Below are 26707 nucleotides of genomic sequence, written 5' to 3' on the forward strand. Positions count from 1 at the left end.
GGGGCGTGGATGGCCTTACCATCGAACAAGCGAGGTCACGCCGAATGAAGACAGGTGCGCATTCTGCTCGGCGTGCCGGTGGGGACCGGCATGCGAAACTGGCCCGCGCGGTGAGACTTTCACCCCGGACCCTACACCTTGTTCTGCTGTTCGTGGTGGCCATCGCGCTCGCGCTTCCGGCCGGCATCGGCTTGGCGAATCCGGGTGCCACCCAACCCGTTCCGCTCACCACCGTCTCCGTCCCGGCGCCGCAGGAGCGCGCACCGGTGAAAGTTCCTCCCACCACGGTGAATCCGCCGCCGGTCGCCACCCAGCAGCCGGGCAACGACTGCACCTACACCGATTGCACCGGCACCCACGACGGCCCGCCCGGCCACGGCAACGGCAAGACAAATCCCGGCGGCCAGTGCGGCGACTCGTGCGACAGCGGCGGCGACACCGGCTGCGGCCGGACCACCTGCACCCAGCCGCAGTACTGCCCGGACGGTTCGGTGAAACCTGCGAGCGGGGTGTGTCCGTCGGCGCAGCCGCGGTATTGCCCGGATGGCTCGGTGAAACCCGCGAGCGGAGTCTGTCCGTCCGCTCAGCCGCAGTACTGCCCGGATGGCTCGGTGAAACCCTCCAGCGGGGTGTGCCCGTCGGCGCAGCCACAGTATTGCCCCGATGGTTCGGTCGAGCCGTCGAGCGGGGTGTGTCCGTCCGCTCAGCCGCAGTATTGCCCGGATGGCTCGGTGAAACCCTCCAGCGGGGTGTGCCCGTCGGCGCAGCCGCAGTATTGTCCGGACGGTTCGGTCAAGCCCGCGAACGGAACTTGCGTCACTGCCGTCGTACCTCCCGGCACCACGCCGGGCGGGAATCAGCCGCAGCCGCAACCCTATCCGGTGCCGACCACGCCGGTGCTGACGACCGCCGCGCCGCCGCCGACCACCACCGCGGCGGTTCCGCCGAGTTCGGAAGCCAAGCCGCCCGCCTCGACCACTCCTGTTCCCGCGCAGACGGCAGGGCTTTCCCTCGAGCCGCCCGCGGTGGCGCCGGGGGCGCCGGTGCAGGCCAGCGGCACCGGCTGTGATCCCGGTGCGGACGTGAAGCTGTCGATTGGCGGGTCCACCGCCGCCGACACCACGGCCCGGGCCGATGGCGGCTTCGCGGCCACCCTCGCCACCGGCGGCACCGATATCGGCCAGCACGAGGTGACCGCCGAGTGCGGGCGAAAGCTGGCCGCGCCCTTGGACATCGTGCTCGTCAGTCAGGTCGGCGGCGGCGCGGCGACGATGACGGTGCTGCTGTTCTTCCTGCTCGTCGGCGGCTGGTTCTACGGCCACCGCCTGATCTCCCATCTCCCGGCACGGAGGCCCCGATGACCAGTCGCACGCCCGCGCCGCACCAGGTGCAGCCGCCCAGCTTGCCGGAATTCCGGTGCGCGAGTGACCGATGCGTCCGGTGGGAACGCGATACCGGCTGGGACGATGGCTGGCCGGCCGCCGAGCGACCCGCCGAACCTGTTGGCGCCGAGGAGGAATCGCGGCCGGTCACTCGTGTCCGAGGCCACCGGGCGATCGGCGCGACCGTGGTCGGCGCCCTGCTCATGGTCGCCCTCGTGGTCGTGGCGGTCGTCTTCGTGGCCGGACCCGCCCGCGCCGCCACCGGCGTGAGCGCGACCGCGACCCTCGACGGCCGGGCCATTGCCGGCGCCGATGCCGGGCATCCGGTGCGCCTGGATCCGAAGCGGGTTGCACAGGTCGTCGTCGAGGTGACCAATGGGACCGCTGATCCGGTGTCGGTTCGCCGGGTCGATCTCGCCGGGCACGTGCTCGGCCTGAACTTCTATTCGTATTCCACGACAGTCGAACTGACGGTCGCGGCGGGCAGGACCGAGAAGCTCACCTATCGCTTGGATCCGGCCGGGCTGGACGGGCAGGCGACCGGGCTCATCGGCTCCGACCTCACGCTCATCGGCGCGGACGGCAGACCGCTCACCGCCGTACACACCGTCGTCGATGTGCGCGGTTCGCTCGCGTCGGTGTACGGGCTGTTCGGCATCATCATCGCGGTCCTGACCGCCCTGGCCATTGTCGACGCGGCCCTGACCGTTGCGCGCCATCGCCTCTCGGCCAATCGCTGGCAGCGCGGCCTGCGCCTGCTCGCGCCCGGCCTCGGCATCGGCCTGATGATCGGGTTCACCGGCTCGGTGGCGCGCTGGTGGGTGCCCGGCACCGCCCTGTGGCTCGCCCTGGCGGGTGCCACCGCCGCCCTGTTCTTCGTGGCCGGCTACCTCTCGCCCACCCCGCGGCAGTCCGATGATCTCGGCCTCGACCCCGAAGATCTCGCGGCCGCGAAGGAACTCGATGCCAATGCTGCCGCGGCGGGCCCCAATCCGCCCTATGGCGGCACCTTCCGTGACCTCGGTGCGGTGGGAATCCCGGGCGGCACCTACCCGGACCTCGACATTCGTGCTCAACCAGACTCCGGCGCACCGGAGTTCGTGCCGTATCACCCGCCCGGCGGGCCCGATCCGGAAGAGGCCGCGACGCAGGTCGGTCCAGCTGGGATTCCGGGCGCGATGCGGGTCTTCCCGGGTGGACCCGCGTCCGGCCCGATTCCCGGCGGTTACCCGAGTGGAGAGACGACCCGCATCGCGCATCCGGGAATCGGGGGCGGCCGGTATCCGGGCGGAGGGCCGCTGGCGTCGGCCATGCTGCCCGAGATCGCTGAAAGTGGCACTGCGGCAACGGATCCGCTGGACTCGGGGAGTCTGCCCGAGACGCAGGCCGGAACCAGCCCACGTATGGCGGGGTCGGATGGGCTGCCGACGGTCAGTACACCGGGTGGCGAAGGATTCCGGTATTCGGCGGCGGGCGTCGATGATTCGACGGTGGGATATCCCGGCGGGGTGCAGCGGCCGCGGTCCGGGGCCGGGCTCGGGGATCCGACGATCGGGCGGGATCCCGCCGGTGGAAAGAACGACCCCGGCCCGGGAGACCGGGCGGCGGATCCGGGGGACGAGCCGACACTGCGCAGCGGGCCCGGCGGACCGGGCTTCCGGCCGGAGGGTGCGGGCCGATGAGCGTGGCGAATACCGGCAATGCCGAGCTGGCCCGGGTGCGGGCGGTGCTGCCGGGGTACGAGGTCGGCGGGCAGATCGGGCGTGGCGGTTGCGGGGTGGTGCTGGCCGGCGTGCATCGCGGCTTGCACCGGCGGGTCGCGATCAAGCAGATTCCGCCGCAGTTCGCCGACGATATGCAGGTGCGGCGGCGGTTCGTCGCCGAGGCGCGGATGATGGCGGGGCTCGACCACCCGCACGTGGCGCCGGTCTACGACTACATCGAGCACGACGACCTGTGCCTGCTGGTGCTGGAGTACCTGCCCGGCGGCACCGTCGAGAACCGTTTCATCACAACGGGATTCGACGCGACCGCGGCGGTAGCGGTCGCGCTGTCGTGCGCGGCCGGGCTCGACGCCGCGCATCGCGGCGGCATCCTGCACCGGGATGTGAAGCCGTCCAACCTCATGTTCGCGGCCAATGGCGCACTCAAGCTCACCGATTTCGGCATCGCCAAGATCGTCGGCGGCGCGGACACGCTGGTGACGCGGGCGGGCGAGATCATCGGCACGCCCTCCTACATCGCGCCGGAACAGGTGCGCGGCCAAGGGCTTTCACCCGCTACCGACGTCTACTCCCTGGCCACCATGCTCTACCAGCTGCTCTCCGGCGTACTGCCCTTTCCGCCCGGCCCCGACGCCCTGTCCCTGCTCTTCGCCCACGCCTACGGCGACCCGATCCCCCTGACCGAGGTGGCCCCGTTCGTCCCCCAGCCCATCGCTGAGGCGGTCATGCGCGGCCTGGCCTCCGACCCCGCCGACCGCTACGACACCGCCGAAACCTTCGGCGTCGCCATCGCCGAGCCCGCCGCCCACTTCTGGGGCGCGAATTGGCTCACCCCCGTGGGCATCCCGGTCATCGGCGCGGACACCATCGTGGCCGCCGCCACCGGCAGCGCCCGCGGCCCGCGTACCCCCGGCGCCTTCACGCCACAGACCCCACCCCCGAGACCCGGCTCCCACGATCCCTACACCCCGCTACCCGGTGCGCTGACCCGCGACCGCGGCTCCGGGCCGATCACGCCTCCGCCGCAACCGATTCGCCCGCACCACCCGCCGAACACACCCACCGCCGACTCGATGTCCCGGGAAGAGCTTCGCCGTACCCCCGGCGGGCCCGCCACATCGCACGGATCGTCCTCGAGCCCGAGCGCGGGGCCGGGTAGCGCTGCGCCGCCACCCGCCGACCCCCGCTCGGAACCGACACGGCGAGCCGACCGAGGCGTGCCAGCACCCGCCTCGCACGGCGGGCCCGCTGCGCCCCAGCGACAGGGCGGAGGCGGAATGCCTGCCGGACACGGGTTCGGCAGTGGCCCAGCCGGATTCGGGCATGGAAGCGGTCCGCGACCGGGCGGAGGTTTCGAGCCGGGTGGAGGTCCAGGACCACGTGGAGGTTCCGGGGTGGTTGGAGGTTTCGAGCCGGGGCAAGATCCCGGACAGGGTGGGGGTTTCGGGCCCGGGGCTTCCGCACCGATGGAGCGGATGCGGCCGCGTGAGCCGATTCAGCGTGGTGGGGTGCGGCTGGCGGAGGTGGATCGGGCGGAGCTGGTGCCGGTGCAGCGGGTGGTCACGCTGCCATCGCCTCGGGTGCCGTTGCTGATGGCGGCGTTGTTGGTGGCGGTGACCGGGGTGGCTGCGGTGCTCGGGGTGGGTGCGCCGGAGCGGAATGTGCCGCCCGCGGGGATGATTCGGATCGACGGGGTGGATCCCGCCTCGGGGACCGTGGATCTCGATCTGTCCAAGCCGGTGCCGATCACTGTCAGCGGGGCGGACGCGGATGAGGCGAAGCTGTCGGTGGATGTGCTGGGTGTGCGGGCCGGGGGACAGCGGGCGGCTTTGCCGGGTGGGTCGGGGGAGTTGTCCGCGCCGGTGCACCAGTACGTGCTCGCGGGGCGGCTGACCGGCGAATTGTCGCTGTCCCGTGCGGGTTCCGAGATTGCCATCTATCGGTTCGGGGTGCGGACGCGGCAGCGGGCCACGACCACCGCGACGGCCATCGGAATCCTGCTGCTCCTGCTGTTCGCCGCCGCATACGCCGAATCGAACGCGCGCACGCTACGGCGCGGCAGCGCCCGCTTCGCCGCGACCGTCGGGCTGGCCATCAGCACGGGACTGCTCGGGATCGCGGCGGTCGGGGCGGCGTGGGTGCTGCTCGGCCGCGAACCCGCCCTGCCCACCGTGATCGCCTGCGCCGCCGGCGGTGTCGCGGCCGGATTGGCCCTGGCCGTCGGCTGCCGTCGGGTCGGCAAGCGGTACCGCTATCTGCGGGTGCAACTGCTCCGGGAGCGCGCCTGACCTCTGGGCAGCGCCGCGACGGTAATGGTGAACCGGGATTCCGGCGATATACGCACGAGCGCAGCGAGATCGACGACTGCGCCGGGAAAGGGGCGGGAAACATGACGGGGCGGCCGGTCATCGAAATCCGGGAATGGGGACGGCCCGCGCGGCGGCGCCTGCTGGACGGGCCCATCGTCTTCGGGCGCGACGGCAGCCACGAGGTACTGGCCGACGGCGGGGTCTCGCGGCAGCACCTGCGGCTGGTGCCCACCCCGACGGCCCTGTCCGTGGTCGACCTGGGCAGCCGCAACGGCACCACGGTCAACGGCGTGGCCCTGACCGGGCGGCGGGAACTCGTCACCGGTGACGTGGTGCGCCTGGGCCGCAGCGAGATTCTGGTGCTGCACACCCCGACCGGCGAACCGGACGAGCACGAACCCTCGGAGACCGTGCTCGGGCCGTCGGGCGCGATACCCCGCCCGCCCGGCGACGAGCCGACGCCCGCGCGCTGGGTGGCCCTCGCCAACCGGATGCTCGGCCTCGACCCGTCCGGCGAGCGAAACCTGTTCCCCGCCTTCACCGAACTGCCGAGCCGGATACCGTTGCCGGTCTGGCAGGCGGCGCGCTTCCTGAGCATCACCGCCTACCTGGCGCTCATCGTCACGCTGTTCGTGCGGCCCGCGGGCGGGCTGTTCGTCTTCTTCAAGATCGTCGTCCCGCTGTTGCCCGGACTGTTCCTCATCGCACCGGGCCTGTGGCGCAACACCTGTCCGCTGGCCGCCACCAATCAGCTGCCGCGGCTGTTCCGCTTCACCCGCGCGCTCACGCCGCCGGCGTGGCTGCAGCAGCGCGGCTATCTGATCGCGGTCGCCCTGTTCTTCGGCATCGCCGGATCGCGCCTCGCGGGCCTGGACCGCAGCGGCATGGCCACGGGCCTCGTGCTGTCCGCGGTCCTGCTGGCCGCATTCACCGGAGGTGTCGTGTTCAAGGGCAAGAGCGGCTGGTGCAGCAGCATCTGCCCGCTGTTCCCGCTGCAGCGCGCCTACGGGCAGACACCGTTCGTCACCATCGCCAACAATCACTGCCGCCCGTGCGTCGGCTGCGCCAAGAACTGCTTCGACTTCAAGCCGCGCGCCGCCTACCAGGCCGATATGGCCGATCCGGACCGCGGCTGGAGCGCGCCGCGCAAACTGTTCGCCGCCGCGCTGCCCGGATTCGTGCTCGGGTTCATGGTGCTGGCCGGATACCCGGGAGTGCCGGTGCCGCAACGGTATCTGACGCTGGGCCTGGTCCTGCTGGTCGCGGTGGGCGTCTACTTCGCCGTCGAGGCCCTGACCGGCGTGAGCCCGGCCATGCTGTCGGCGGTGTACGCGGTGGTGGCCCTCAATGGCTTCTATTGGTTCGCGGGACCGGTGCTGCTCGGCTCGTTCACCACCATCACCGGCGTCGGGGGCGTGGCCTGGTTGCGCTGGCCGATCAGCCTTTTCGTGCTGGCGGCGACCCTGCTGTTCCTGGCCCGCACCCGGGTCGGCGAACTCCAGTACGCGCTCAGCACCGGCGCGCGCACCGCACCTGTTCTGCTGCCCTTTCCGCGGCCGCGCGCCGATCCCGGCAACGCCGCCGCCTCAGCGGCTTCGGTGGACTTCGACGGCCGGACCGTGGCCGCCGAACTCGGCGTGAGCCTGCTCGACCTCGCCGAACAGGCCAACGTGCCATTGGAGTCGGGCTGCCGCATGGGCGTCTGCGGCGCCGACCCGGTCGCGATCCTCGAGGGTGCCGAGCAGCTGTGCGATCCGACGGGGGACGAGCGAAACACGCTGCGGCGGTTGGGTTTCGCCGACAACACCCGCATGGCGTGCTGCGCCCGCGTGAACGGCGGCGGCGTCCGGGTCTCGCTCACCCCCGAACCCGGGCACGGCAGCGGCGACCGCCCCGTCCACTTCGATCGCTCCCTGATGAGCCTGGTCGTCATCGGCACCGGCATCGCGGGCGTCACCGCCGCCGACTTCCTGCGCCGCGGCCACCCCGACTGCGAAATCCACCTGGTCGGCCAGGAATCCCACGACTTCTACAACCGTATGGGCATCTCCCGCCTCATACCCGGCCGGTCCGCCATGCAGGGCCTGCACCTGCTGCCCGAACAGTGGTACGAGGACCACCGCATCACGCCGTGGCTCAATACCCTTGCCACACACCTGGATCCGCGATCGCAGCGCGTCCACCTCGGCACCGGCGACGTCCTGCCCTACGACCGGCTCATCCTCGCAACGGGTGCGTCCGCCGCGCTGCCCGAGATCGCGGGACTGCACCGGCCCGGCAGCTTCGTGCTCCGCGAGGCGGGGGACGCCATGAACATCCGCGCCTACGCCCAGCAGCGGTCCTGCGTCCGCGCCGTGGTCGCGGGTGGCGGTCTGCTCGGTCTCGAGGCCGCATATGCCCTGCACCAGTTGGGATTACGCGTCACGGTGCTGGAACGCGGGTTGCGGCTGCTCGGCAAGCAGCTCGATCCGCGGGCGTCGGCCATCGTGCTGGACCACTTCACCCGGGCCGGGATCGAGGTCCGGCACCGGGCCGAGACCGCCGCGCTGACCGGCGATTCCCGGGCGGTCGCACCCGGCGGGCAGCGCGGGCCCGGCCGGGACTCCGATCCGGTCCGGTCCGTGGTCCTGAAGGACGGGACGGTCCTGCCGTGCGAGGTATTCCTCACCGCCACCGGCATCCGCCCCAATACCGACCTGGCCGCCCGCGCCGGAATCCCGGTCCGGCGAGGCATTCTCGTGGACGACCGCATGCGCACCGCCGCGCCGCACGTGTACGCGGCCGGAGACGTGGCCGAACATCGCGACCGTGTGCTCGGCCTGTGGCCCATCGCCGCCGAACAGGCGCAGGCCGCAGCGGTGAATGCGCTCGGCGGCGATCAGGTGCTGACCGCGGAGACGCCGGCCACCATCCTCAAGGGAGTCGGCCTGGAGCTGTTCAGCATCGGGCAGGTCGAGCCGGGACAGCGCGACGAGGTGATCGTGGTGGACGAATCGCCCCGGCGGTCCTATCGGCGGCTGGTCATTTCCGGCGACCGCGCGGTCGGGGCGATCGTGCTCGGCCATCACCCCACCGATGTGGCCGCCGCCCAGCAGGCCGTCCGCGCCCGGAAGGCGATACCGGGGGCGGCCCGGCACGCCCTGCAGCGAGGGGACTGGTCCGCATTGCAGTAGCGGGGTGTCCGGCTGCGCGGTAGCCAGCTCGTCGGCACTGCGACCTACGGGGCGGCCTGCGCCGTGCGATAGGTGAGAATCCGCTCGCCGATGCGCAGACTCCACCCCGCCTTCAACTCCGTCGGCCGCTGCCCCACCCGAACCCAGTCCGCCGCACCGGGAGCCGCCACGAAGGTCCCGCCCGGCGTCCCCGCGTCCCGCACGTACACCAGGCCGTTCTCGATGAAAACCCGCGCGTGCACCCGCGACACATGCCGATCCCGCGCGATCACGATGGGCGAGGCCACCGCCCGCCGCACCGCCTCGTCGATCATCGGGTCCCGCCCGATCACATACGGCCGATCCAGCGGATACACCGCGCCCTCGGTACTGGTGAGCGCCCCACCCGCCGCGGCCATGGCGGAGGTGGCGGGCGGCTGCGGACCGGCGGCGGCGCGGGTTTCCGGCTCGCCGATGTCCTCGGCGTCCGGGGTGTACGCCGCCGTCGGCGGTTGATCCTCGGGGGCGGGGCGATCTTCTCGCCGGGCCGGGCGGCCGGAATCGGGTCCGGAGTCGGCCTGCGCCTCGATCCGCACCCGCTTGTCGAGCGCCGCCGCAGGCTGATCCGAACCGGATTCACCCGCGAGCCGTGAGCCCGGAGCCAGCGTCGTGGCGGCATTGCGGGGATTCACGGGTTCGACCGCGGGCTCCGGCGGCTTGGGGGAAACCTGCTGTCCGGCAGCGGATTCCGGGCCCCGAGCCGGGATGGGTCCCGAGAAACGCGTATGGGAGGGCGTCGGGGTAGGGGCCCGGCGGGTGAGGTCGGCGACCGACGGGGACTCCGGCGGGGTCTCGGTGGCGCGCGGGGCCGTCAGTCCCGAGACCGGGGCGTGCAGCACGAAACCGCCGCCCACCACGACGCCGGCACGCAGATCGGTGTGCGGCAGTTCGCTGCCCATGCCGTCGGCGACCACTGTGAGCCGCCGCACCGGATCGCGCACGATCTCGTCGGCCCAGGTCATGGCGCGTTCGCCGGACAGCACGCGGGCGCCCTCCGGGCCGTCGACCCCGGCCGTCACCGCGCCGCGCAGCAGGATCAGGATCCCGCCCGCCGTCGGTGCGACCACACCGAAGGCCGGTGGCTGCGCGGAACTGCTGGTGAACACCGTCGCCGCCAGCCGCTGCGCAATCGCCACACCGGGATCCGCGGCGCTGGCCGCGGTCTCCGCCGCACCGATGATCCGTTCCGTGGACGGACTTTCACCGTGCAGGAGAATGACCACATTCCCGAACCTGGCGACCAGTCCTGCCCCAGATACCAACCCGACCGTCGTCGGAATTCGACCCATCCGCGCCTCCCTCTCCCGGCGCCCACAACATCGCAGCCAAGCATAGGACCGTTCCGCCGCCCGGGCATACGACCCATCCGCCGCGATGCGCGGCGACACCCGTCCACCGGTTTGCGCGAATGCCGCCCATGGCCGGGATCCGGGCGCGAGGATCGAGGCATTGTGCCGGTGCATCCGGCTCCGGCGTCACCGATGAGGACCGAACCATGAGGGGCACGATCATCAGCACCACCGCCGCCGCGATCGGCTGCGCCACGCTCGCGACCGTCGCCGGACTGGCCGCGCCCGCCGGCGCGACCGCGACCCGGGTCGGCATCGACCCGGGCATCAGCTTCGGCTCGGCCACCAACTACGGCACCGGGTGCAGCTACGACATCGACGGCATCGTCGACGACCCGGTCACCCCGGTCGTCTTCTACGACAACGGGGTTCCCTTCGCCTACGCCACTCCCTCCGGCTCGCTGGCCCAGACCCGGTGGACGCCCGTCACCGCCGGGCCGCACCGCCTGCAGGTCTGGCAGCACCGCCCCGACGGCCAGGACGTCTTCCCGTACGTCGACATCCAGGTCGGCACCGGCCTGCCGACCGGCTCCGGCTGCGGCGTCGCCAACTAGGCGCCGCGCCGCACGGAACAATTCTCTCGGCGGCGGGCCGCCCGGTCTTTCGGCGGCGGGCCGCCCGGTCTTTCGGCGGCGGGCCGCCCGGTCTTTCTGCGGCGGGCCGCCCGGTCTTTCTGCGGCGGGCCGCAAGATCTTTCGGCGGCGGGCCGCCCGGCCCTACTCGAAAGCGGCCTGCGCGGCCGGTTCCGCGGCCTTGCGATCCTCGGCGACCAGGCCGATCCGGGTGCGCCGGTCGAGCAGGTCGGAGACGTCCAGCGCACCCTCGGCCGCCACCGCGAAGGCGAATTCGGCTGCCGTGACGTCCATGCCGGGCGCCACCTCTGCCGCCAGGGCCGGATCCTGTTCCGTGAGCGCGAGCACCTCGGCGGCCTCGCTGCCGTAGCGCTCGACCAGGCGCGGCGGGGCCTGGATGGCATCGCGGGCCGCGCCGGACACCGCGCCCACCAGGGGCAGGCTGCGGGTGCGGCACGGGGCGGCGGCCAGGTGCGCGTGTGCCACCGCGGCATCTACCGCGTCCTCGGCCATCTTCCGGTAGGTGGTGAGCTTGCCGCCCACCACGGTGATGACGCCGGTGGGGGAGGTGAGCACGGCGTGCTCGCGCGAGATGTCGGCGGTGCTGTCGTCGCCGGTGCGCAGCAGCGGCCGCAGGCCCGCGAAACTGCCGCGAATATCGCTGCGGCGCAGCGGCTCCCGCAGCACCGTATTGACGGTGTCGAGCAGGAAGTCGATCTCGCCGTCGGTGGCGTGCGGGACGTCCGGCACCGGGCCGGGTGCCTCCTCGTCGGTGAGCCCCAGATAGACCCGGTTGTGCGCGGCCGGGAACGCGAAGATGAAACGACTGGTGCTGCCCGGAATCGGCACGGTCAGCGAGGCGGTGAGACCGCCGAACGCGGCGGCGTCGAACACCAGGTGCGTGCCGCGCGAGGGTCGCAGTTCGATGCTCGGATCCACCTGGTCGGCCCACACTCCGGTGGCGTTCACGACAGAACGCGCTGTCACCTCCAGGGTTTCGCCGGTCAGCGTATCGGTCAGCGTGGCCCGGTCGCCGGTGACATGCGTGGCCTCGACCCGGGTGAGGACCGTCGCGCCCTCCCGGGCGGCCGTGCGGGCGATGGCCACCACCAGTCGCGCATCGTCCACCAGTTGCCCGTCCCAGGCCAGCAGTCCGCCGCGCAGCCCGGCCCGGCGCACAGTCGGGGCCAGCCGTAGCGCCTCGGCCGCCGCCACCCGCCGCGACCGCGGCAGCACCGACGCCGACGTCCCCGCCGCCCGGCGCAGCACGTCCCCGGCCAGGAAGCCGGTCCGCACCAGGATCTTCTGTGCCGCACCGATATTCGGCAGCAGTGGCACCACCTGCGGTAGCGCCCGGGTCAGGTGCGGCGCGGTGCGGGTGAGCAGGATGTCGCGCTCCACCGCGCTCTCGTGCGCGATCCCGACCCCGCCGCTGGCCAGATACCGCAGCCCGCCGTGCACCAGCTTGGAACTCCAGCGGCTGGTGCCGAACGCGAAATCGTGCTTCTCCACCAGCACCGTCCGCAACCCGCGTGCGGCGGCATCGAGCGCCACACCCGCACCGGTGACGCCGCCACCGATGACCAGCACGTCGATGGTCGCGTCGTCACCGAGTGTCGAGAGCTCTCGCCGCCGCCGTGTCGCGTTGAGGGACGAGTCGGGCCGAGCCGTATTCGAAGTCATGGGAAGGCCTTTCGATCAGTGCCGCTGTCGGTCGTCGAGAATGCGGAGCTACTCGGTCGCCTGTGAGGTGCCGGTGGGGGTCAGGTAGCCGTGCAGGGCGTAAGCGAGTTCGGTGTCGAGGTGGTCGCCATCCAGCACCGGCGCGAAGGCGGTCGCCGACTGGACCGCGGACTGGGCCATCAGCAGCAGCATGGCGGCCAGCTGCCCGGGATCCCCGGCGCGAATCGAGTTGTCTGCCTGACCTTCTCGGATGGCGTCGGCGAACAGGTCGATGAGGGCGCGCTGATTGCGGCCCAGCCGCTCGAACACGTAGGTCAGCATGATGTCGGTATCGGCGCGGAAGATCTTGGCGAACAGGGGATTCCGGCGCATCACCGCGCCGCCGCCGACGATGGCCCCGACCAGCCGCTCGCGCGTGCTGCCCGTGCTGGGCGCGGTGTCGGCGATGATCTCGCGCAGTTCCCGCACCAGCAGGTCCGCCACCAGGGATCCGGTGTCGGGCCAGCGCCGGTACACGGTCGGCCGGCTGACGCCCGCGCGGCGGGCCACCTCGGTCAGGGTGGTGCGCCGGACGCCGAATTCGGCCACGCAGGCGCGTGCCGCGTCGAGGATGGCCCGATCGACGGCGGAGGATAGTTCGGTCGAACTCATGGTTGCCACCACCGGAGAGTAGTTCTCGTTACTGCTTGACATTCTATGTCAGACTGTAACGCATGGTCGACACACAAGCAGCTGCCGCGTCCACCGAAAACCCGGGCGAGCCGCAGGTTCGCGCGAGTATGGTGTGGGACGCCTGGGGCTCCCCATCCGGACACAAACCGCTGTCCGAGCAGATTCGGGGACTGCTCGCACAGGTATTCGGGGTGTCCGGCGAGCCGGTGACCCGTCGCGATGAGGGCGACGTGCCGCTGCGCGCCTCGGCGCTCACGCCGGAACAGCACGCCGGGCTCGTCGCGGTGGTCGGAGCCGAGCACCTGTCGATCGACCATCGCGACCGCCTGCTGCACGCCGGCGGCAAATCCACTCCCGACCTGCTGCGCCGCCGCGCCGACGGCGAGCAGGACGCGCCCGACGCCGTCATCTTCCCCGCCGATCACGACCAGGTCCTCGCGCTGCTGAAGTACTGCTCCGCCAAGGGAATCGCGGTCGTGCCCTTCGGTGGCGGCACCAGCGTGGTCGGCGGCCTGGATCCCGCGCGCGGCCGCTTCCCGGCCGTCGTCGCCCTCGACCTGCGCCGCCTCGACACCCTCACCGACGTCGATCCGATCAGCGGCACCGCCACCCTGGGCGCGGGCCTGTCCGGCCCGCAGGCCGAGGAACTGCTTGCCCGCCATGGCCTTTCGCTCGGCCACTTCCCGCAGAGCTTCGAATACGCCACCATCGGCGGCTTCGCGGCCACCCGCTCTTCGGGCCAGGCCTCGGCCGGCTACGGCCGCTTCGACGATATGATCCAGCGGCTCCGGATCGCCACGCCCGCAGGCGATCTCGACCTCGGTCGGGCCCCCGCCTCGGCCGCCGGACCCGACCTGCGCGAACTGTTCTCCGGCTCGGAGGGCACCCTCGGCATCATCACCGGCGTCACCCTGCGCGTGCACCCGGTCCCGGAAACCACCGGCTACCAAGCCTGGTCGTTCCCCGACTTCGCCACCGGCGCCAACGCGCTGCGCACCGTCATCCAGGCCGGGGCCGCCCCCACCGTCATGCGCCTGTCCGACGAGGCCGAGACCGGCCTGAACCTGGCCCGCGCCGGGGACATCGGCGGCGCGCCCGTCGGTGGCTGCCTAGCGGTCACCACCTTCGAGGGCACGGCCGCACACGTGGTCGCCCGCAGCGCCGAGGCCGCCGCCCTGCTGGCCGCCGCCGGCGGCACCGCGCTCGGCGAAGCCCCCGCCCGGGAATGGGAACACGGCCGCTTCGCCGCTCCCTACCTGCGCGACGCCCTGCTGGACGTGGGCGTGCTCTGCGAGACCCTCGAAACCGCCACCAGCTGGGCCGATCTCGCCAACCTCAAGGCGAAGGTGACCGCGGCGCTGACCGATTCGCTCACCGCCCAGGGCACCCCCGCGCTGGTCATGTGCCACATCTCGCATACCTATCCGACCGGTGCGTCGCTGTACTTCACGGTCGTCGGCAAGCAGGCCGCGGACCCGATCGCGCAGTGGGCCGTCGCCAAGCGGGCCGCGGGCGACGCCATCGTGGCCGCCGGCGGCACCATCACCCACCACCACGCGGTGGGCGCTGACCATCGGCCGTGGATGACCGACGAGATCGGCGATCTGGGTGTGCAGGTGTTGCGCGCGGTGAAGGATGCCGTCGACCCCGCCGGAATCCTCAACCCTGGGAAGCTGATTCCGTGACGACGATCCGCTCCATCGCCCTGGTGACCAATCCGCTGTCCGGTCACGGCAAGGGTGCGCTGGTCGCCGTGGAGGCGGCCAACCGCTTCGCCGCCCACGGCGTCCAGGTCACCGAGATCCGCGGCGAGTCGGCCGCCGAGAGCGAACGGCTGGTGCGCAAGGCGCTGGCCGACCCGGATGCCCGCCCCGACGCGGTGGTGGCGGCGGGCGGCGACGGACTGGTCGGCGTGGTGCTGCAGGCCCTGGTCGGCACCGGCGTCCCCCTCGGCCTGATCCCCGGCGGCACCGGCAACGACCTCGCTCGCGAACTCGGCGTCCCCGACGACACCGACGCCGCGGTGGCCACGGTCGTGGGCGGCCGGACCCGCGCCATCGATCTGGGCACCGTGGAAACCGAGGAGTCGGGCCGCGCCCTCTGGTTCGCCACCGTCACCGGTACCGGCCTCGACGCCCGAGTCACCCTGCGCGCCAACGCTCTCCGCTGGCCCAACGGCCCGATGCGCTACACCGTCGCCGCCCTGCTCGAACTCACGGGCAAGCTGGCCGTGCCCTATCGCATCGAACTGACCGGCTCACCCGACCATCCGGACGGCACCGTCCTGGAACTGGACGCGGTCATGGTCGCCGTCGGCAATACCCGCACCTACGGCGGCGGCATGCTCATCTGCCCCGACGCGCTCATCGACGACGGCCTGCTGGACCTGACCGTGGTCGGGGCCATGTCCCGGCTGGAGATGCTGCGCCTGCTCCCGACCCTGTCCTCCGGCAAGCGCATCGACCATCCGGCCGCGGTCCAGTACCAGGCCAGGGAGATCCACCTGACCGCTCCCGGCGCGCCCGCCACCGCCGACGGCGACCCGGCGGGACTGCTCCCCGCGCACTTCCGCGCCGCCCGGGGCGCCCTGGACGTGCTGGTCCCCTGACCCTCGGCGGACCGCCCGAACGGGTCGGTCGATCCGGCAAAAGCAGTGCGCCCCATGTCTTTCGGCATGGGGCGCACGTGTCGTTCGGGGTCGGACGAAGGTGGGCTGAAATTCTCACCAGACCTGAAAGATGCCCAAACCCTTCGGGCTCAGCACCACATCCACCGAGCCGTCGGGATGCGCCGCGGCCTCACCGACGATCGCTGGTATGTCCGCGAACACGGCATTGCCGTTCTGGGCGAAAGTCGAATCGGGTTGCAGCCCCACGATCACGGCATTGCGCGGCGCATACCGGTCGATCAGCGCCGGAACCGGGCTATCGGCCAAGGCCTGCGTCTCACCGTGATCGAGCTCCACCCCCGCCGCGCCGATCTGCGGAATCACGAACGGGGTTGCGGCGGAAGTGGTTCCGGCCCCGGCCGATCCGGCCAGACCGAGTCCCGCGCAGGCGGCCGCGGCAAGAGCAAAGGTTCGGACACGCATGATGACTCGCTTTCCAGCGGCGGGAGAGATGTCCTGCGGAGCTGTATCGATACTGCGGTGAACTGTGGCGGCTGGAGCCGGCTGGATAGCCAGAACACATCACCGCAGGTAACCGTGGCAAGGTTCGAGTGATTTATGACACTTCAGCTTACAAAAGTGATACAGGTCACATCACTTTACCGGATAAATGCGACAGATGGTCGGAGCGTCGACTAGGACGGGCGAGCGATGAGCAAGTGTCCGGGAATCGGCTTCTGCGGCACGAACTGCTGATCAACCGTCAGCCCCGCCCGCTCCAGCGTATCCTTCACCTCGGCTACCGGGCGGAGAGTGAATCCGTATGGGGTGAAAGGCATTTTCGCCATGGCGTCCGGGTCGCCGATGCCGATCACCAAGCGGCCCTTGGGAGCGAGGACGCGTGCCAGCTCGGTGCAGGCGCGATCCAGCTCCGGCACGAAATAGATGGTGTTGCAGGTGATCACGGCATCCAGGGCGGCGTCCGGGAACGGGAGCTCGGTGAGGGAGCCCTCGGCCAGGCGCAGGCGGTCGGACGAGACGTCGGCCGCGAACTCCGATCGGGCCCGCGCCAGCATGTCGGGGGAGAGCTCGACACCGGTCACCGTGCCGGACCCGATCCGGTCCAGTAGCAGGGTGAGCCCGATGCCCCCGCCGAATCCGATATCCGCCGCCGCGTCACCGGCGGCCACCTCGGTCGCCGCCACCGCGGCCTCGATCATCGGCCGATTACCTCGATTGAGGAACCGCGCCACACCCTTGCCCAGCAGTCCGTGCGGATTTCCCAGCTGCCCGGCGACCGTCGACATCACCCGCGAGACAATCGGATTCATGCTCGACAGGTTACCCGGCGGCCGCTGCGCCGGGGCCTCGCAATGTGCTTGTCACGACGCGAAAACAATGCGGCGGACGCAACGTCGATGCAACGAAATCTGGTCTACCCTGGCCCATTTGGGCCGGAACCTGAGAATTGCCTTTGGATCCGGGAACAAGGCCCGAAACGGCGGTAGGCTGACCGTCGAGGGCGAGGCTTCCGGTGTCCCTCATCCGTCGGAAGCCTCGCCCTTCGGCTATTCATCGCAGCCCCCTTCCGGCGGCAAATCGGGCCTAGGAAAAACCCGGTCGTTCGGCGATAATCCCAGCCCTTAGAATCGACCGGTGACCAGCGCAGCCTCTGAGAACCCGCGTAATCGTGCCGATGCCCTCCCCAAGAGCTGGAACCCCAGCGATGTCGAGGCCGACCTGTACGAGCGCTGGGTAGCCGCCGGTTACTTCACTGCCGACCCGGGCAGCGTCAAGCCCACCTACTCGATCGTGCTGCCCCCGCCGAATGTCACCGGCACCCTGCACATGGGCCACGCCCTCGACCACACCCTCATGGACCTGCTCACCCGCCGCAAGCGCATGCAGGGCTTCGAGGTGCTGTGGCTGCCCGGCATGGACCACGCGGGCATCGCCACCCAGACCGTGGTGGAGAAGCAGCTCGCCGTCGACGGCAAGACCAAGGAGGACTTCGGCCGCGAACTGTTCGTCGACAAGGTCTGGGACTGGAAGCGTGAGTCCGGCGGCCAGATCCAGGGCCAGATGCGCCGCCTCGGCGACGGCGTCGACTGGAGCCGCGACCGCTTCACCATGGACGACGGCCTGTCCCGCGCCGTGCAGACCATCTTCAAGCGCCTCTACGACGCGGGCCTCATCTACCGCGCCGAGCGCCTGGTGAACTGGTCGCCGGTGCTGCAGACCGGCATCTCCGACCTCGAGGTCGACCACAAGGAGGTCGAGGGCGAACTCGTCTCCCTGCGCTACGGCTCGCTGAACGACGACGAGCCGCACGTGATCGTGGCCACCACCCGTGTGGAGACGATGCTGGGTGACACGGCCGTCGCGGTGCATCCGGACGACGAGCGGTACCAGGCCCTCATCGGCACCACCGTCTACCACCCGATCACCGGCCGCCAGATCCCCATCGTCGCCGACGACTACGTGGACCCCGAATTCGGTTCGGGTGCGGTCAAGATCACCCCGGCGCACGACCCCAACGACTTCGAGCTCGGCCTGCGTCACAACCTGCCCATGCCCACCATCATGGACAAGACCGGCAAGATCGCCGACAGCGGAACCGAATTCGACGGCATGGACCGCTTCGAGGCCCGGCTCAAGATCCGCGAGCGGCTCGAGGCCGAGGGCCGTGTGGTCGGGCGCAAATACCCCTACATCCACCAGGTCGGCCACTCCGAGCGCTCCGGCGAACCCATCGAACCCCGGCTGTCCATGCAGTGGTGGGTGAAGGTCGAGGGCATCGCCAAGGCTGCCGGTGACGCGGTCCGCAACGGCGACGTCAAGATCCACCCGACGAGCCAGGAACCGCGCTGGTTCGAGTGGGTCGACAACATGCACGACTGGAACATCTCGCGCCAGCTGTGGTGGGGTCACCGCATCCCGATCTGGTACGGCCCCGAGGGCGAGATCGTCTGCGTCGGACCGGACGAGCAGGCCCCCGAGGGCTTCGTCCAGGACCCGGACGTGCTCGACACCTGGTTCTCCTCGGGCCTGTGGCCCTTCTCCACCATGGGCTGGCCGGACGCGACGCCCGAGCTGAGCAAGTTCTATCCGACCAGCGTGCTGGTCACCGGCTACGACATCCTCTTCTTCTGGGTCGCCCGGATGATGATGTTCGGCATGTTCGTCTCCGACGACCCGGTGCTCACCGTCGGCAAGGACCCGAACCAGAAGCAGGTCCCGTTCCAGGACGTGTTCCTGCACGGCCTGATTCGCGACGAGTTCGGCAAGAAGATGTCCAAGTCGCGCGGCAACGGCATCGACCCGCTGGACTGGATCAACGAATACGGCGCCGACGCCACCCGATTCACCCTGGCCCGCGGCGCCCAGCCCGGCGGCGACCTCTCGGTCGGCACCCCGCACGTGACGGCCTCGCGCAGCTTCATCACCAAGCTGTTCAACGCCACCAAGTTCGCGCTCATGAACGGCGCACAGCCGGGCGAGCTGCCCGCGCGCGAGACCCTCTCCGACACCGACCGCTGGATCCTGGACCGCCTCGACGAGGTCGTCACCGAAGTCGATGCGGCCCTGGACCGTTACGAGTTCAGCAAGGCCCTCGAGGGTCTGTACCACTTCGCGTGGGACGAATTCTGCAGCTGGTACCTGGAATTGGCGAAGGTGCAGTTCGCCGAGTCCGAGGAGCGCGCCACCAGTACTCGCATCGTGCTCGGCACCGTCCTGGACGCCGTGCTGCGCCTGCTGCATCCGGCCGTCCCGTTCGTCACCGAGACGCTGTGGCAGGCCCTCACCGAGGGCGCCGAGGGCGAGTCGATCGTCATCTCCGCGTGGCCGGCCGTCTCCGGCGCCACCGCCGACGCGGTTGCGGCCCGCCGGGTTTCGGACACCCAGAAGCTGATCACCGAGATCCGCCGCTTCCGCTCCGACCAGGGCCTGGCCGACAGCCAGAAGGTGGCCGCCAAGCTCAACGGCATCGACACCGCCGACCTGCTCGCCCAGCAAGAGGGAATCGCCAACCTGGCCAAGCTCACCCCGGCCGGTGACGACTTCGCCGCCACCGCCTCGCTCGAGGTGCGCCTGAGCACCGCCACGGTGACCGTCGAGATCGACACCTCCGGCACGGTCGACCTCGACGCCGAGCGCCGCCGCCTGGAGAAGGACCTCGCCGCCGCCCAGAAGGAACTGGCCGGCACCACCGGCAAGCTCGGCAACGCGGCCTTTTTGGCCAAGGCACCCGAGGACGTGGTCGCGAAGATCAAGGCGCGCAAGGAGATCGCCGAGGGCGACGTCGAGCGGATCACCGCCCGCCTCGCCGAGATCGCCAAGCTGGCGGCCCAGTGAACGACGAACCGGAACGTCAGTACGCCGAAGGCGCCCCGCTGAGCAGCGGCACCTCGCCGGTGGACCTGGCCGAGATGGCGCTGGTCGAGGCCGAACTCGACCAGCGCTGGCCGGAAACCAAGATCGAGCCGTCGCTCACCCGCATCGCGACGCTGATGGACCTGCTGGGCTCGCCCCAGCAGTCCTATCCGGCCATCCACGTCGCGGGCACCAACGGCAAGACCTCGGTCACCCGCATGATCGACTCGCTGCTCACCGCGCTGCACCGGCGCACCGGGCGCATCACCAGCCCGCACCTGCAGCTGGCCACCGAGCGCATCGCCATCGACAACGCGCCCATCACGCCCGGACGCTATGTCGAGATCTACCGCGAACTGCTGCCGTACGTGGAGATGATCGACGCGCAGTCGAAAGCCGTAGGCGGCCCGGCCATGTCGAAGTTCGAGGTGCTCACCGGGATGGCCTACGCCGCCTTCGCCGAAGCGCCGGTGGACGTGGCCGTGGTGGAAACCGGGATGGGCGGTCGCTGGGATGCGACCAATGTGATCGACGGCCAGGTCGCCGTCATCACCCCGATCGGGTTGGACCACATCGACTATCTGGGCCCCGACCTCACTTCCATCGCGGGGGAGAAGGCCGGGATCATCAAGAAGGCCCCCGCCGACGAACTCGTTCCGCGCGACACCGTCGCCGTCATCGCTCAGCAGGAACCCGAGGCCATGGAGGTGCTGCTGCGCCGCGCGGTCGAGGTCGACGCGGCCGTCGCTCGCGAAGGCGCCGAGTTCCAGGTGCTGTCGCGCCGCGTCGCCATCGGTGGCCAGATGTTGGAGCTGCAAGGGCTCGGCGGCGTCTACGACGAGATCTTCCTGCCCATGCACGGCGAGCACCAGGCCCGCAACGCGGTGCTGGCGCTAGCCGCGGTCGAGGCGTTCTTCGGCGCGGGCGCGTCCCGGCAGCTCGACATCGACGCCGTGCGAGCCGGATTCGCGGCCGCCGTCAGCCCCGGCCGGATGGAGCGCATGCGCAGCGCGCCGACCATCTTCATCGACGCCGCCCACAACCCGCACGGCGCCAAGGCCCTGGCGGCCACGCTGACCAGCGAATTCGACTTCCGCAAACTGGTCGGCGTGATCGCGGTGCTGGGCGACAAGGACGCCGGCGGCATCCTGGACGCCCTGGAACCGGTCTTCGACGAGATCGTCGTCACCGAGAACGGCTCCCCGCGCGCCCTGCCCGTCGACGATCTGGCCAACCTCGCGGTCCAGCGCTTCGGCGACGAACGGGTGGCTGTCGCCCACGACCTGGCCGACGCCATCGAGACGGCCATCGCCCTCGCCGAGGGTGGCGAGGACGGCGAACTGGTCTCCGGTGCGGGCATAGTCATCACCGGCTCGGTCGTCACCGCCGGGGCCGCCCGCAGCCTGTTCGGAAAGGATCCCGCATGACCTCCGACGCCACGCCCGACGTCCCGCCGCCCGCCACCGACCCGTGGAAGGGCCTGCGTGGCGTCATGGCCGGCACCCTGGTCCTCGAGGCCATCACCGTGCTGCTGGCGCTGCCGGTGATCGGCGCGGTCGGCGGCGGCCTGCACTGGTGGTCCATCCTCTACGTTGTCGGCCTGGCCGTGGTCATGTTCCTGGGCGCGGGTCTGCAGCGCCGGCCCTGGGCCATCCCCTTCAACCTGGCCCTGCAGGCGGCCCTGCTGCTCGGCGGCTTCATCCACCTGTCGATCCTGGTGATCGGAGTGGTCTTCGTCGCAGTCTGGGTCTTCATCCTGTTCCTGCGCTCGGATGTGCAGAAACGGATGAACGCGGGCCAGCTGCCCAGCCAGCGCATGTCCGGCGCGTGAGTTCTCGTTACCCCAGGTGACAACTGATTTCGTTGCGCCTGGGGTAACTCGTCGGGTACGCCCAGAATTGCTTCGCATCCCGACCGCCGGCACGCGAATGGGCCCGGTGACGGCTCCCGGCCGTGCGCTGGAGTTTCGGGGAGGCGGTACTGTTGCCGCGTGACTGAGCAGACGTTGGTACTCATCAAGCCCGATGGCGTGGCCCGCGGCCTCGTCGGGGAGATCATCACCCGCATCGAGCGCAAGGGTCTGAAGATCGCGGCGCTGAAGCTCGTGAACGTCTCGCCCGAGCTGGCCGCCGTGCACTACGCCGAGCATGCCGAGCGCCCGTTCTTCGGCTCGCTCATCGAATTCATCACATCCGGACCGGTGGTCGCGGCCGTGCTCGAGGGCCCGCGCGCCATCACCGCGTTCCGTCAGATCGCGGGCGGCACCGATCCGGTCGAGAAGGCCGTCCCCGGCAGCATCCGCGGCGACTACGCCCTCGAGACCCAGTACAACCTCGTGCACGGTTCCGACTCGCCCGAGTCCGCCAAGCGCGAGATCTCGCTCTGGTTCCCGGAATTCACGCTCTGAACCCGTGCGGGGCACCGCTCCCCGCACACACTCGATAGGTCCGGGGGAGACCCCGAAGGCAGAGGCAGCAGCCCGCCCCTGCGCCCCGGAAGGCAGGCGCGGGCGGGCGGCCCTCGACCGCACATCGGTCGGATGCGGCGCGGTCCGCGTGAGACTCGCGAGGCCGCTCCGGGCCGCGCGGGCACGACGCCCCGACGCGGTGTGGGATACTGGCTCTGGAAGTGACCGACGCCGGCCGTTTGCGGTCGGGGGCGATCACCTTCGATTGACACCGCGGAGCGACGGACGATCATCGCTGCCGCCGACGGCTTCCAAGACTCGGCCGCCGGGCAGGCACGCTGGATGAACGCTCGTGACACGGAGTTGAGCCAACCAACCAGGCGCCACGTGATCTGTTAGCCCGAACGACGAGATACCGGTGATAACGGGGCACGCGGCGCGAAGACTTACGATCTCGCGCCCCCGGGCGTGAGGCCAACAAGACAGCGCCCCCGCGTCGGCCGCGTCACTCCTCGGAGGAACGCGCCCGGGGGCCCCGAGGAGATTTCGTGGCCGATCAAGAGCCGCTGGAAGCATCGCAGAGCAACGGCGAAGGGGGCGCTCAGATCACCCCGGCTGCCGAACAATTGCCGGAACGGATCCGAGTGCACGCACTGGCGAAGCTGCTGGGCACCACCAGCAAACGTATTCTGGCCCACCTGACCGAGATGGGCGCGCAGGCGCGAAGCCCGCAATCGAGTCTGGACCGCACCGTCGCCGAAACCGTCCGCGACGCCTTCGGCCCGCGTGACGTCGAGATTGTCGAACCCGCCCCGGCCGGGCCCGAGCCGATCGCCGAGACCACCGTCGACGAGGCCATCGCCGCCGGTGACGACCGGGCGGCCGACGAGCTGGCCGCCGAGGAGGTGGAGGCCGTCGAGGACACCGCGCCCGTCGCGCCCGCGGTCAAGCAGACCGCCCTGTTCGCGAGCCCGTTCCAGAGCGAGCCGCAGCTCGAGGAGCCGGTCCAGTACCAGCCGGCCGCTGTGGTGGCCGCGCCGCTGTTCCAGGCGCCGGATGCCGCGGCCGCCGAGGACGCCCGCCGCCAGCGCCGTGTCGAGCGCGCCGGTCGCAAGGCCCGTGCCGAGGAGCAGGCCGCCGAGGAGCAGGAGCTCGAGGCCAAGGCCGTCACCGAGGAAACCGCGTCCGAGGAAGCCGAGGACGAGGGCGAGTGGGACGCCGACCAGGACCGCGACCAGCGCGGTGAAGGCACCTCGCGGCGTCGCCGCCGGGGCCGCCGGGGTCGCGGCCGCGGTCGTGGAGAACAGCACGGCGACAACGACACCGATGAGGCCGAGGGCGACGAGCAGCCCGAGGGCGAGGCCGACGAGTCGGCCGAATCCGCCGACACCGACGTCGCCGAGGATGAAGACGAGGGCGCGGCCGTGCCCGAGGGCTCGAGCAGCCGTCGCCGCCGTCGCCGTCGCCGCCGCAAGGGCGGAGACGACAACGAGCCCGAAGCCGCTGAAGACGATCCCCCGAACACCGTCGTGCACGAGCGCGAGCCGCGCAGCAAGCGCCGCGCCATGCAGGTGGACGAGGTGCAGGGCATCAGCGGTTCGACCCGCCTGGAGGCCAAGCGCCAGCGCCGCCGCGACGGTCGCGAGGCCGGCCGCCGGCGTCCGCCCATCCTGACCGAGTCGGAGTTCCTGGCCCGCCGCGAAGCGGTGGACCGGGTGATGGTGGTGCGCGACAAGCACTTCTCCGAGCACCCCAGCTCCACCACCCAGGTCGCGGTGCTCGAGGACAACATCCTGGTCGAGCACTTCGTGACCTCCACCGGGTCGGCGTCGATGGTCGGCAATGTGTACCTGGGCAAGGTGCAGAACGTGCTGCCGTCGATGGAGGCGGCGTTCGTCGACATCGGCCGCGGCCGCAACGGCGTGCTGTACGCGGGTGAGGTGAACTGGGAGGCCGCCGGTCTGGGCGGCAAGGAGCGCAAGATCGAGCAGGCGCTGCGGCCCGGTGACATCGTGCTGGTGCAGGTCTCGAAGGATCCGGTGGGCCACAAGGGCGCTCGCCTGACCACGCAGATCAGCCTGGCCGGTCGCTTCCTGGTGTACGTGCCGGGCGGCACCTCGACCGGTATCTCCCGCAAGCTGCCCGACACCGAGCGCAAGCGGCTCAAGGAGATCCTGCGCGACATCGTGCCGCAGGACGCGGGCGTCATCATCCGTACCGCGTCGGAGGGTGTCTCCGAGGCCGAGCTGGCCCGCGATGTGGAGCGGCTGCAGGCGACCTGGCGCACCATCGAGGAGCAGTCCAAGAACGGCTCGGGCGCGCCCAAAACCCTGTACGAAGAGCCGGACCTGCTGGTCAAGGTGGTCCGCGACCTGTTCAACGAGGACTTCTCCAAGCTGGTCATCGAGGGCGAGCGCGCCTGGACCACGGTGGAGAACTACGTCCGCACGGTCGCCCCGGACATGCTGGCCAGGGTCGAGCGCCACGAGAACAACGGCGTGGACGTGTTCGGATCCCTGCGCATCGACGAACAGCTGGCCAAGGCCCTCGACCGCAAGGTGTGGCTGCCCTCCGGCGGCACCCTGGTGATCGACCGGACGGAGGCCATGACCGTCATCGACGTCAACACCGGCAAGTTCACCGGGTCGGGCGGGTCGAATCTCGAAGAGACAGTGACCCGCAACAACCTGGAGGCGGCCGAGGAGATCGTGCGCCAGATGCGGCTGCGCGATATCGGCGGCATGATCGTCGTCGACTTCATCGACATGGTCCTGGAGTCGAACCGGGATCTGGTGCTGCGCCGCCTCACCGAGGCGCTGGGCCGGGACCGCACCCGTCACCAGGTCTCCGAGGTCACCTCGCTGGGCCTGGTCCAGATGACCCGCAAGAAGCTGGGCACCGGCCTGGTCGAGGCGTTCTCCACCACCTGCGAGACCTGCCACGGCCGCGGCATCCTGGTGCACAACTACCCCGTCGAGTCGTCGGCTCCGGCCGGGGACAGCGGCGAGGGTGTGGGCCGTCGCGAGGGTTCGCGCCGCCGCCGCAAGGACCGCAGCGCGGCCGCCGCCGAGGCCCCGGCCGTCGAGCCGGTGGCCGAGGAGAAGGCCGAGAAGCACGAGGGCAAGGCCGGGCAGGCCGCGGCCAAGCGCGCCCACCCGGTCGCCATGGCCATGGCCGCGCACGTCGCCGAGGAGGCCACGCACGCGGCGGACGAGGACGCCATCGCGGTCGCCGATGCCGCGAATGCGGTGCTGGCCGAGGGTGAATCGGTGAGCGTGGCCGATGTCGCGGCCGCCGAGTCCGTCATCGTGCGCGAGGCCGAGAACGCCGCCGCCGAGGCCGCCCTGGCCGAACGCGCGGTGGCCGAGGTCGAGACCGCTACCGAGGAGGCGGCGGTCGAGAGCGCGCCGGCCACCAACGGTACTGCGGCCGCCGCGGACACCCTCGTGGTCGAGTCCGAGCCTGTGGCAACGGAATCGCCGATCGCCGAGGCCCACGCGGCCGCCGCCGCGGTGGCCCAGCCCGGTCGTCGTCCCACCCGTCGCCGGGTGGCGCGCACGGCCTCGGCCCCGGCCGCCGACAGCCAGGGCGCGGTGTTCGTGCTCTCCAGCGCGGATCAGTCCGACAAGCCGGGCTTCAGTCTGGACGACTTGGCTCCGGCCGCGGTGCCGCCGCGGTCCCGCCCGCGTCGCCGGGCCGCGGGCCGTCCCGCCGGTGCGCCGGAGGGCGAGAACTAGCCGGCTCTCGTCAGCCAGCCGTGGCCCCGCCGAATTTCGGCGGGGCCACGGCCTTTTCGGCCGGTGACGAACACCTTGCGGTGGCGGGCGGCGGTCCGGTTTGGAGGGGGTCGGCCGTGTCCTGTAGTCTTGGTCAGTCGCTGCCCCCTGCGACGGCACTCTGTTGTGACTAGTGCTGTGAGTGGGCCCGGTTCGGTTCAGTAGAACCAAAGGCCCGAGGCGGCGGTGAAAACCACCAGACCAGTCTGCGGCGGTTTCCGGTGCGAACCGGCGACCGGCCGTGTGAGCAGAGTGCCGAGCACTTCGTGCACTCGAAGAGAAAGAAGGGCAGCCGACCGATGGCAACGTACGCGATCGTCAAGACCGGCGGAAAGCAGTACAAGGTCGCGGTCGGTGACCTGGTGAAGGTCGAGAAGATCGAGGGTGAGCCGGGCACTGCGGTGTCGCTGTCGCCGGTGCTGGTCGTTGACGGCGCCGAGCTGACCACCGATGCTGACAAGCTGGCGAAGGTTTCCGTGTCCGCCGAGGTCGTCGAACAGACCAAGGGCCCGAAGATCCGCATCCACAAGTTCAAGAACAAGACCGGCTACCACAAGCGTCAGGGCCACCGTCAGAAGCTGACGGTCCTGAAGGTCACCGGCATCAAGTAGTCCGACTTGGGGTTCGCACCCCGGCACG

General features: G+C 70.8%; 18 protein-coding genes. 13 read left to right on the forward strand and 5 right to left on the reverse strand.

Annotated features, from left to right (window positions below; all coding sequences use genetic code 11):
- The first annotated feature begins 152 nt into the window (after positions 1–152).
- From ABZ909_RS30150 to ABZ909_RS30165, 4 genes are all read left to right on the forward strand, one after another.
- Positions 153–1361 (forward strand): hypothetical protein, encoded by a 1209-nt coding sequence (locus tag ABZ909_RS30150; RefSeq protein WP_357006150.1) that lies wholly within the window; start codon positions 153–155, stop codon positions 1359–1361.
- Complete coding sequence (locus ABZ909_RS30155; RefSeq protein ID WP_357006152.1) at positions 1358–3064, forward strand: hypothetical protein; 1707 nt, start codon at positions 1358–1360, stop codon at positions 3062–3064. Before ABZ909_RS30150 ends, ABZ909_RS30155 begins: the two co-directional genes overlap by 4 nt.
- Positions 3061–5394: a protein kinase gene (locus tag ABZ909_RS30160; protein WP_357006154.1), complete on the forward strand. Its 2334-nt coding sequence runs from the start codon at positions 3061–3063 to the stop codon at positions 5392–5394. The genes ABZ909_RS30155 and ABZ909_RS30160 overlap by 4 nt, the downstream gene beginning before the upstream one ends.
- 101 nt (positions 5395–5495) lie before the next feature.
- Positions 5496–8588 carry an FAD-dependent oxidoreductase gene (locus ABZ909_RS30165; protein ID WP_357006156.1) on the forward strand — a complete coding sequence of 1031 codons (3093 nt, stop codon included), beginning with the start codon at positions 5496–5498 and terminating at the stop codon, positions 8586–8588.
- Positions 8589–8632: 44 nt separating this feature from the next.
- Here ABZ909_RS30165 and ABZ909_RS30170 read toward each other — a convergent pair whose 3' ends face one another.
- Positions 8633–9850, reverse strand: a complete 1218-nt coding sequence (locus ABZ909_RS30170; protein WP_357006158.1) for an FHA domain-containing protein — start codon at positions 9848–9850, stop codon at positions 8633–8635.
- A gap of 272 nt (positions 9851–10122) precedes the next feature.
- Here ABZ909_RS30170 and ABZ909_RS30175 point away from each other — a divergent pair, with 272 nt between their 5' ends.
- Complete coding sequence (locus ABZ909_RS30175) at positions 10123–10530, forward strand: hypothetical protein (RefSeq protein WP_357006160.1); 408 nt, start codon at positions 10123–10125, stop codon at positions 10528–10530.
- 162 nt (positions 10531–10692) lie between these two features.
- On the opposite strand, the gene ABZ909_RS30180 is transcribed toward ABZ909_RS30175, so the two are convergent.
- Together ABZ909_RS30180 and ABZ909_RS30185 are read right to left on the reverse strand one after the other, a co-directional pair.
- Positions 10693–12231 (reverse strand): glycerol-3-phosphate dehydrogenase/oxidase, encoded by a 1539-nt coding sequence (locus ABZ909_RS30180; RefSeq protein ID WP_357006163.1) that lies wholly within the window; start codon positions 12229–12231, stop codon positions 10693–10695.
- A 48-nt stretch (positions 12232–12279) separates the two neighbouring features.
- A complete protein-coding gene (locus ABZ909_RS30185; protein ID WP_357006166.1) occupies positions 12280–12882 on the reverse strand; it encodes a TetR/AcrR family transcriptional regulator in 603 nt (200 codons plus the stop codon).
- Positions 12883–13010: 128 nt separating this feature from the next.
- Between ABZ909_RS30185 and ABZ909_RS30190 the strand changes: the two genes are divergently transcribed.
- On the forward strand, positions 13011–14588 hold the full coding sequence (locus ABZ909_RS30190; RefSeq protein ID WP_357006325.1) for an FAD-binding oxidoreductase: 1578 nt from the start codon (positions 13011–13013) through the stop codon (positions 14586–14588).
- Positions 14585–15511 (forward strand): YegS/Rv2252/BmrU family lipid kinase, encoded by a 927-nt coding sequence (locus tag ABZ909_RS30195; protein WP_357006169.1) that lies wholly within the window; start codon positions 14585–14587, stop codon positions 15509–15511. The genes ABZ909_RS30190 and ABZ909_RS30195 overlap by 4 nt, the downstream gene beginning before the upstream one ends.
- A 114-nt stretch (positions 15512–15625) precedes the next feature.
- On the opposite strand, the gene ABZ909_RS30200 is transcribed toward ABZ909_RS30195, so the two are convergent.
- Both ABZ909_RS30200 and ABZ909_RS30205 read right to left on the reverse strand, forming a co-directional pair.
- Positions 15626–15994: a hypothetical protein gene (locus ABZ909_RS30200; protein WP_357006171.1), complete on the reverse strand. Its 369-nt coding sequence runs from the start codon at positions 15992–15994 to the stop codon at positions 15626–15628.
- 212 nt (positions 15995–16206) lie between these two features.
- Positions 16207–16842: a class I SAM-dependent methyltransferase gene (locus tag ABZ909_RS30205; RefSeq protein ID WP_357006173.1), complete on the reverse strand. Its 636-nt coding sequence runs from the start codon at positions 16840–16842 to the stop codon at positions 16207–16209.
- A 325-nt stretch (positions 16843–17167) separates the two neighbouring features.
- Between ABZ909_RS30205 and ABZ909_RS30210 the strand changes: the two genes are divergently transcribed.
- The 6 genes from ABZ909_RS30210 (at position 17168) to rplU (ending at position 26679) form a co-directional block, all read left to right on the forward strand.
- Positions 17168–19867: a valine--tRNA ligase gene (locus ABZ909_RS30210; RefSeq protein ID WP_357006175.1), complete on the forward strand. Its 2700-nt coding sequence runs from the start codon at positions 17168–17170 to the stop codon at positions 19865–19867.
- Positions 19868–19941: 74 nt separating this feature from the next.
- Positions 19942–21312 (forward strand): folylpolyglutamate synthase/dihydrofolate synthase family protein, encoded by a 1371-nt coding sequence (locus ABZ909_RS30215; RefSeq protein ID WP_357006327.1) that lies wholly within the window; start codon positions 19942–19944, stop codon positions 21310–21312.
- Positions 21309–21716 (forward strand): DUF4233 domain-containing protein, encoded by a 408-nt coding sequence (locus ABZ909_RS30220; protein WP_357006177.1) that lies wholly within the window; start codon positions 21309–21311, stop codon positions 21714–21716. The genes ABZ909_RS30215 and ABZ909_RS30220 overlap by 4 nt, the downstream gene beginning before the upstream one ends.
- Before the next feature lie 159 nt (positions 21717–21875).
- Complete coding sequence (ndk, locus tag ABZ909_RS30225; RefSeq protein WP_357006180.1) at positions 21876–22292, forward strand: nucleoside-diphosphate kinase; 417 nt, start codon at positions 21876–21878, stop codon at positions 22290–22292.
- A 626-nt stretch (positions 22293–22918) separates the two neighbouring features.
- Entirely contained in the window at positions 22919–26029 is a 3111-nt protein-coding gene (locus ABZ909_RS30230) for a translation initiation factor IF-2 N-terminal domain-containing protein (protein WP_357006329.1), read from the forward strand.
- Between the two features lie 338 nt (positions 26030–26367).
- Positions 26368–26679, forward strand: coding sequence for a 50S ribosomal protein L21 (rplU, locus tag ABZ909_RS30235; RefSeq protein WP_030512746.1), 312 nt, complete (start codon positions 26368–26370; stop codon positions 26677–26679).
- Positions 26680–26707: the final 28 nt, after the last annotated feature.

The sequence above is a fragment of the Nocardia sp. NPDC046763 genome (genome assembly GCF_040645495.1).
Taxonomy (GTDB): domain Bacteria; phylum Actinomycetota; class Actinomycetes; order Mycobacteriales; family Mycobacteriaceae; genus Nocardia.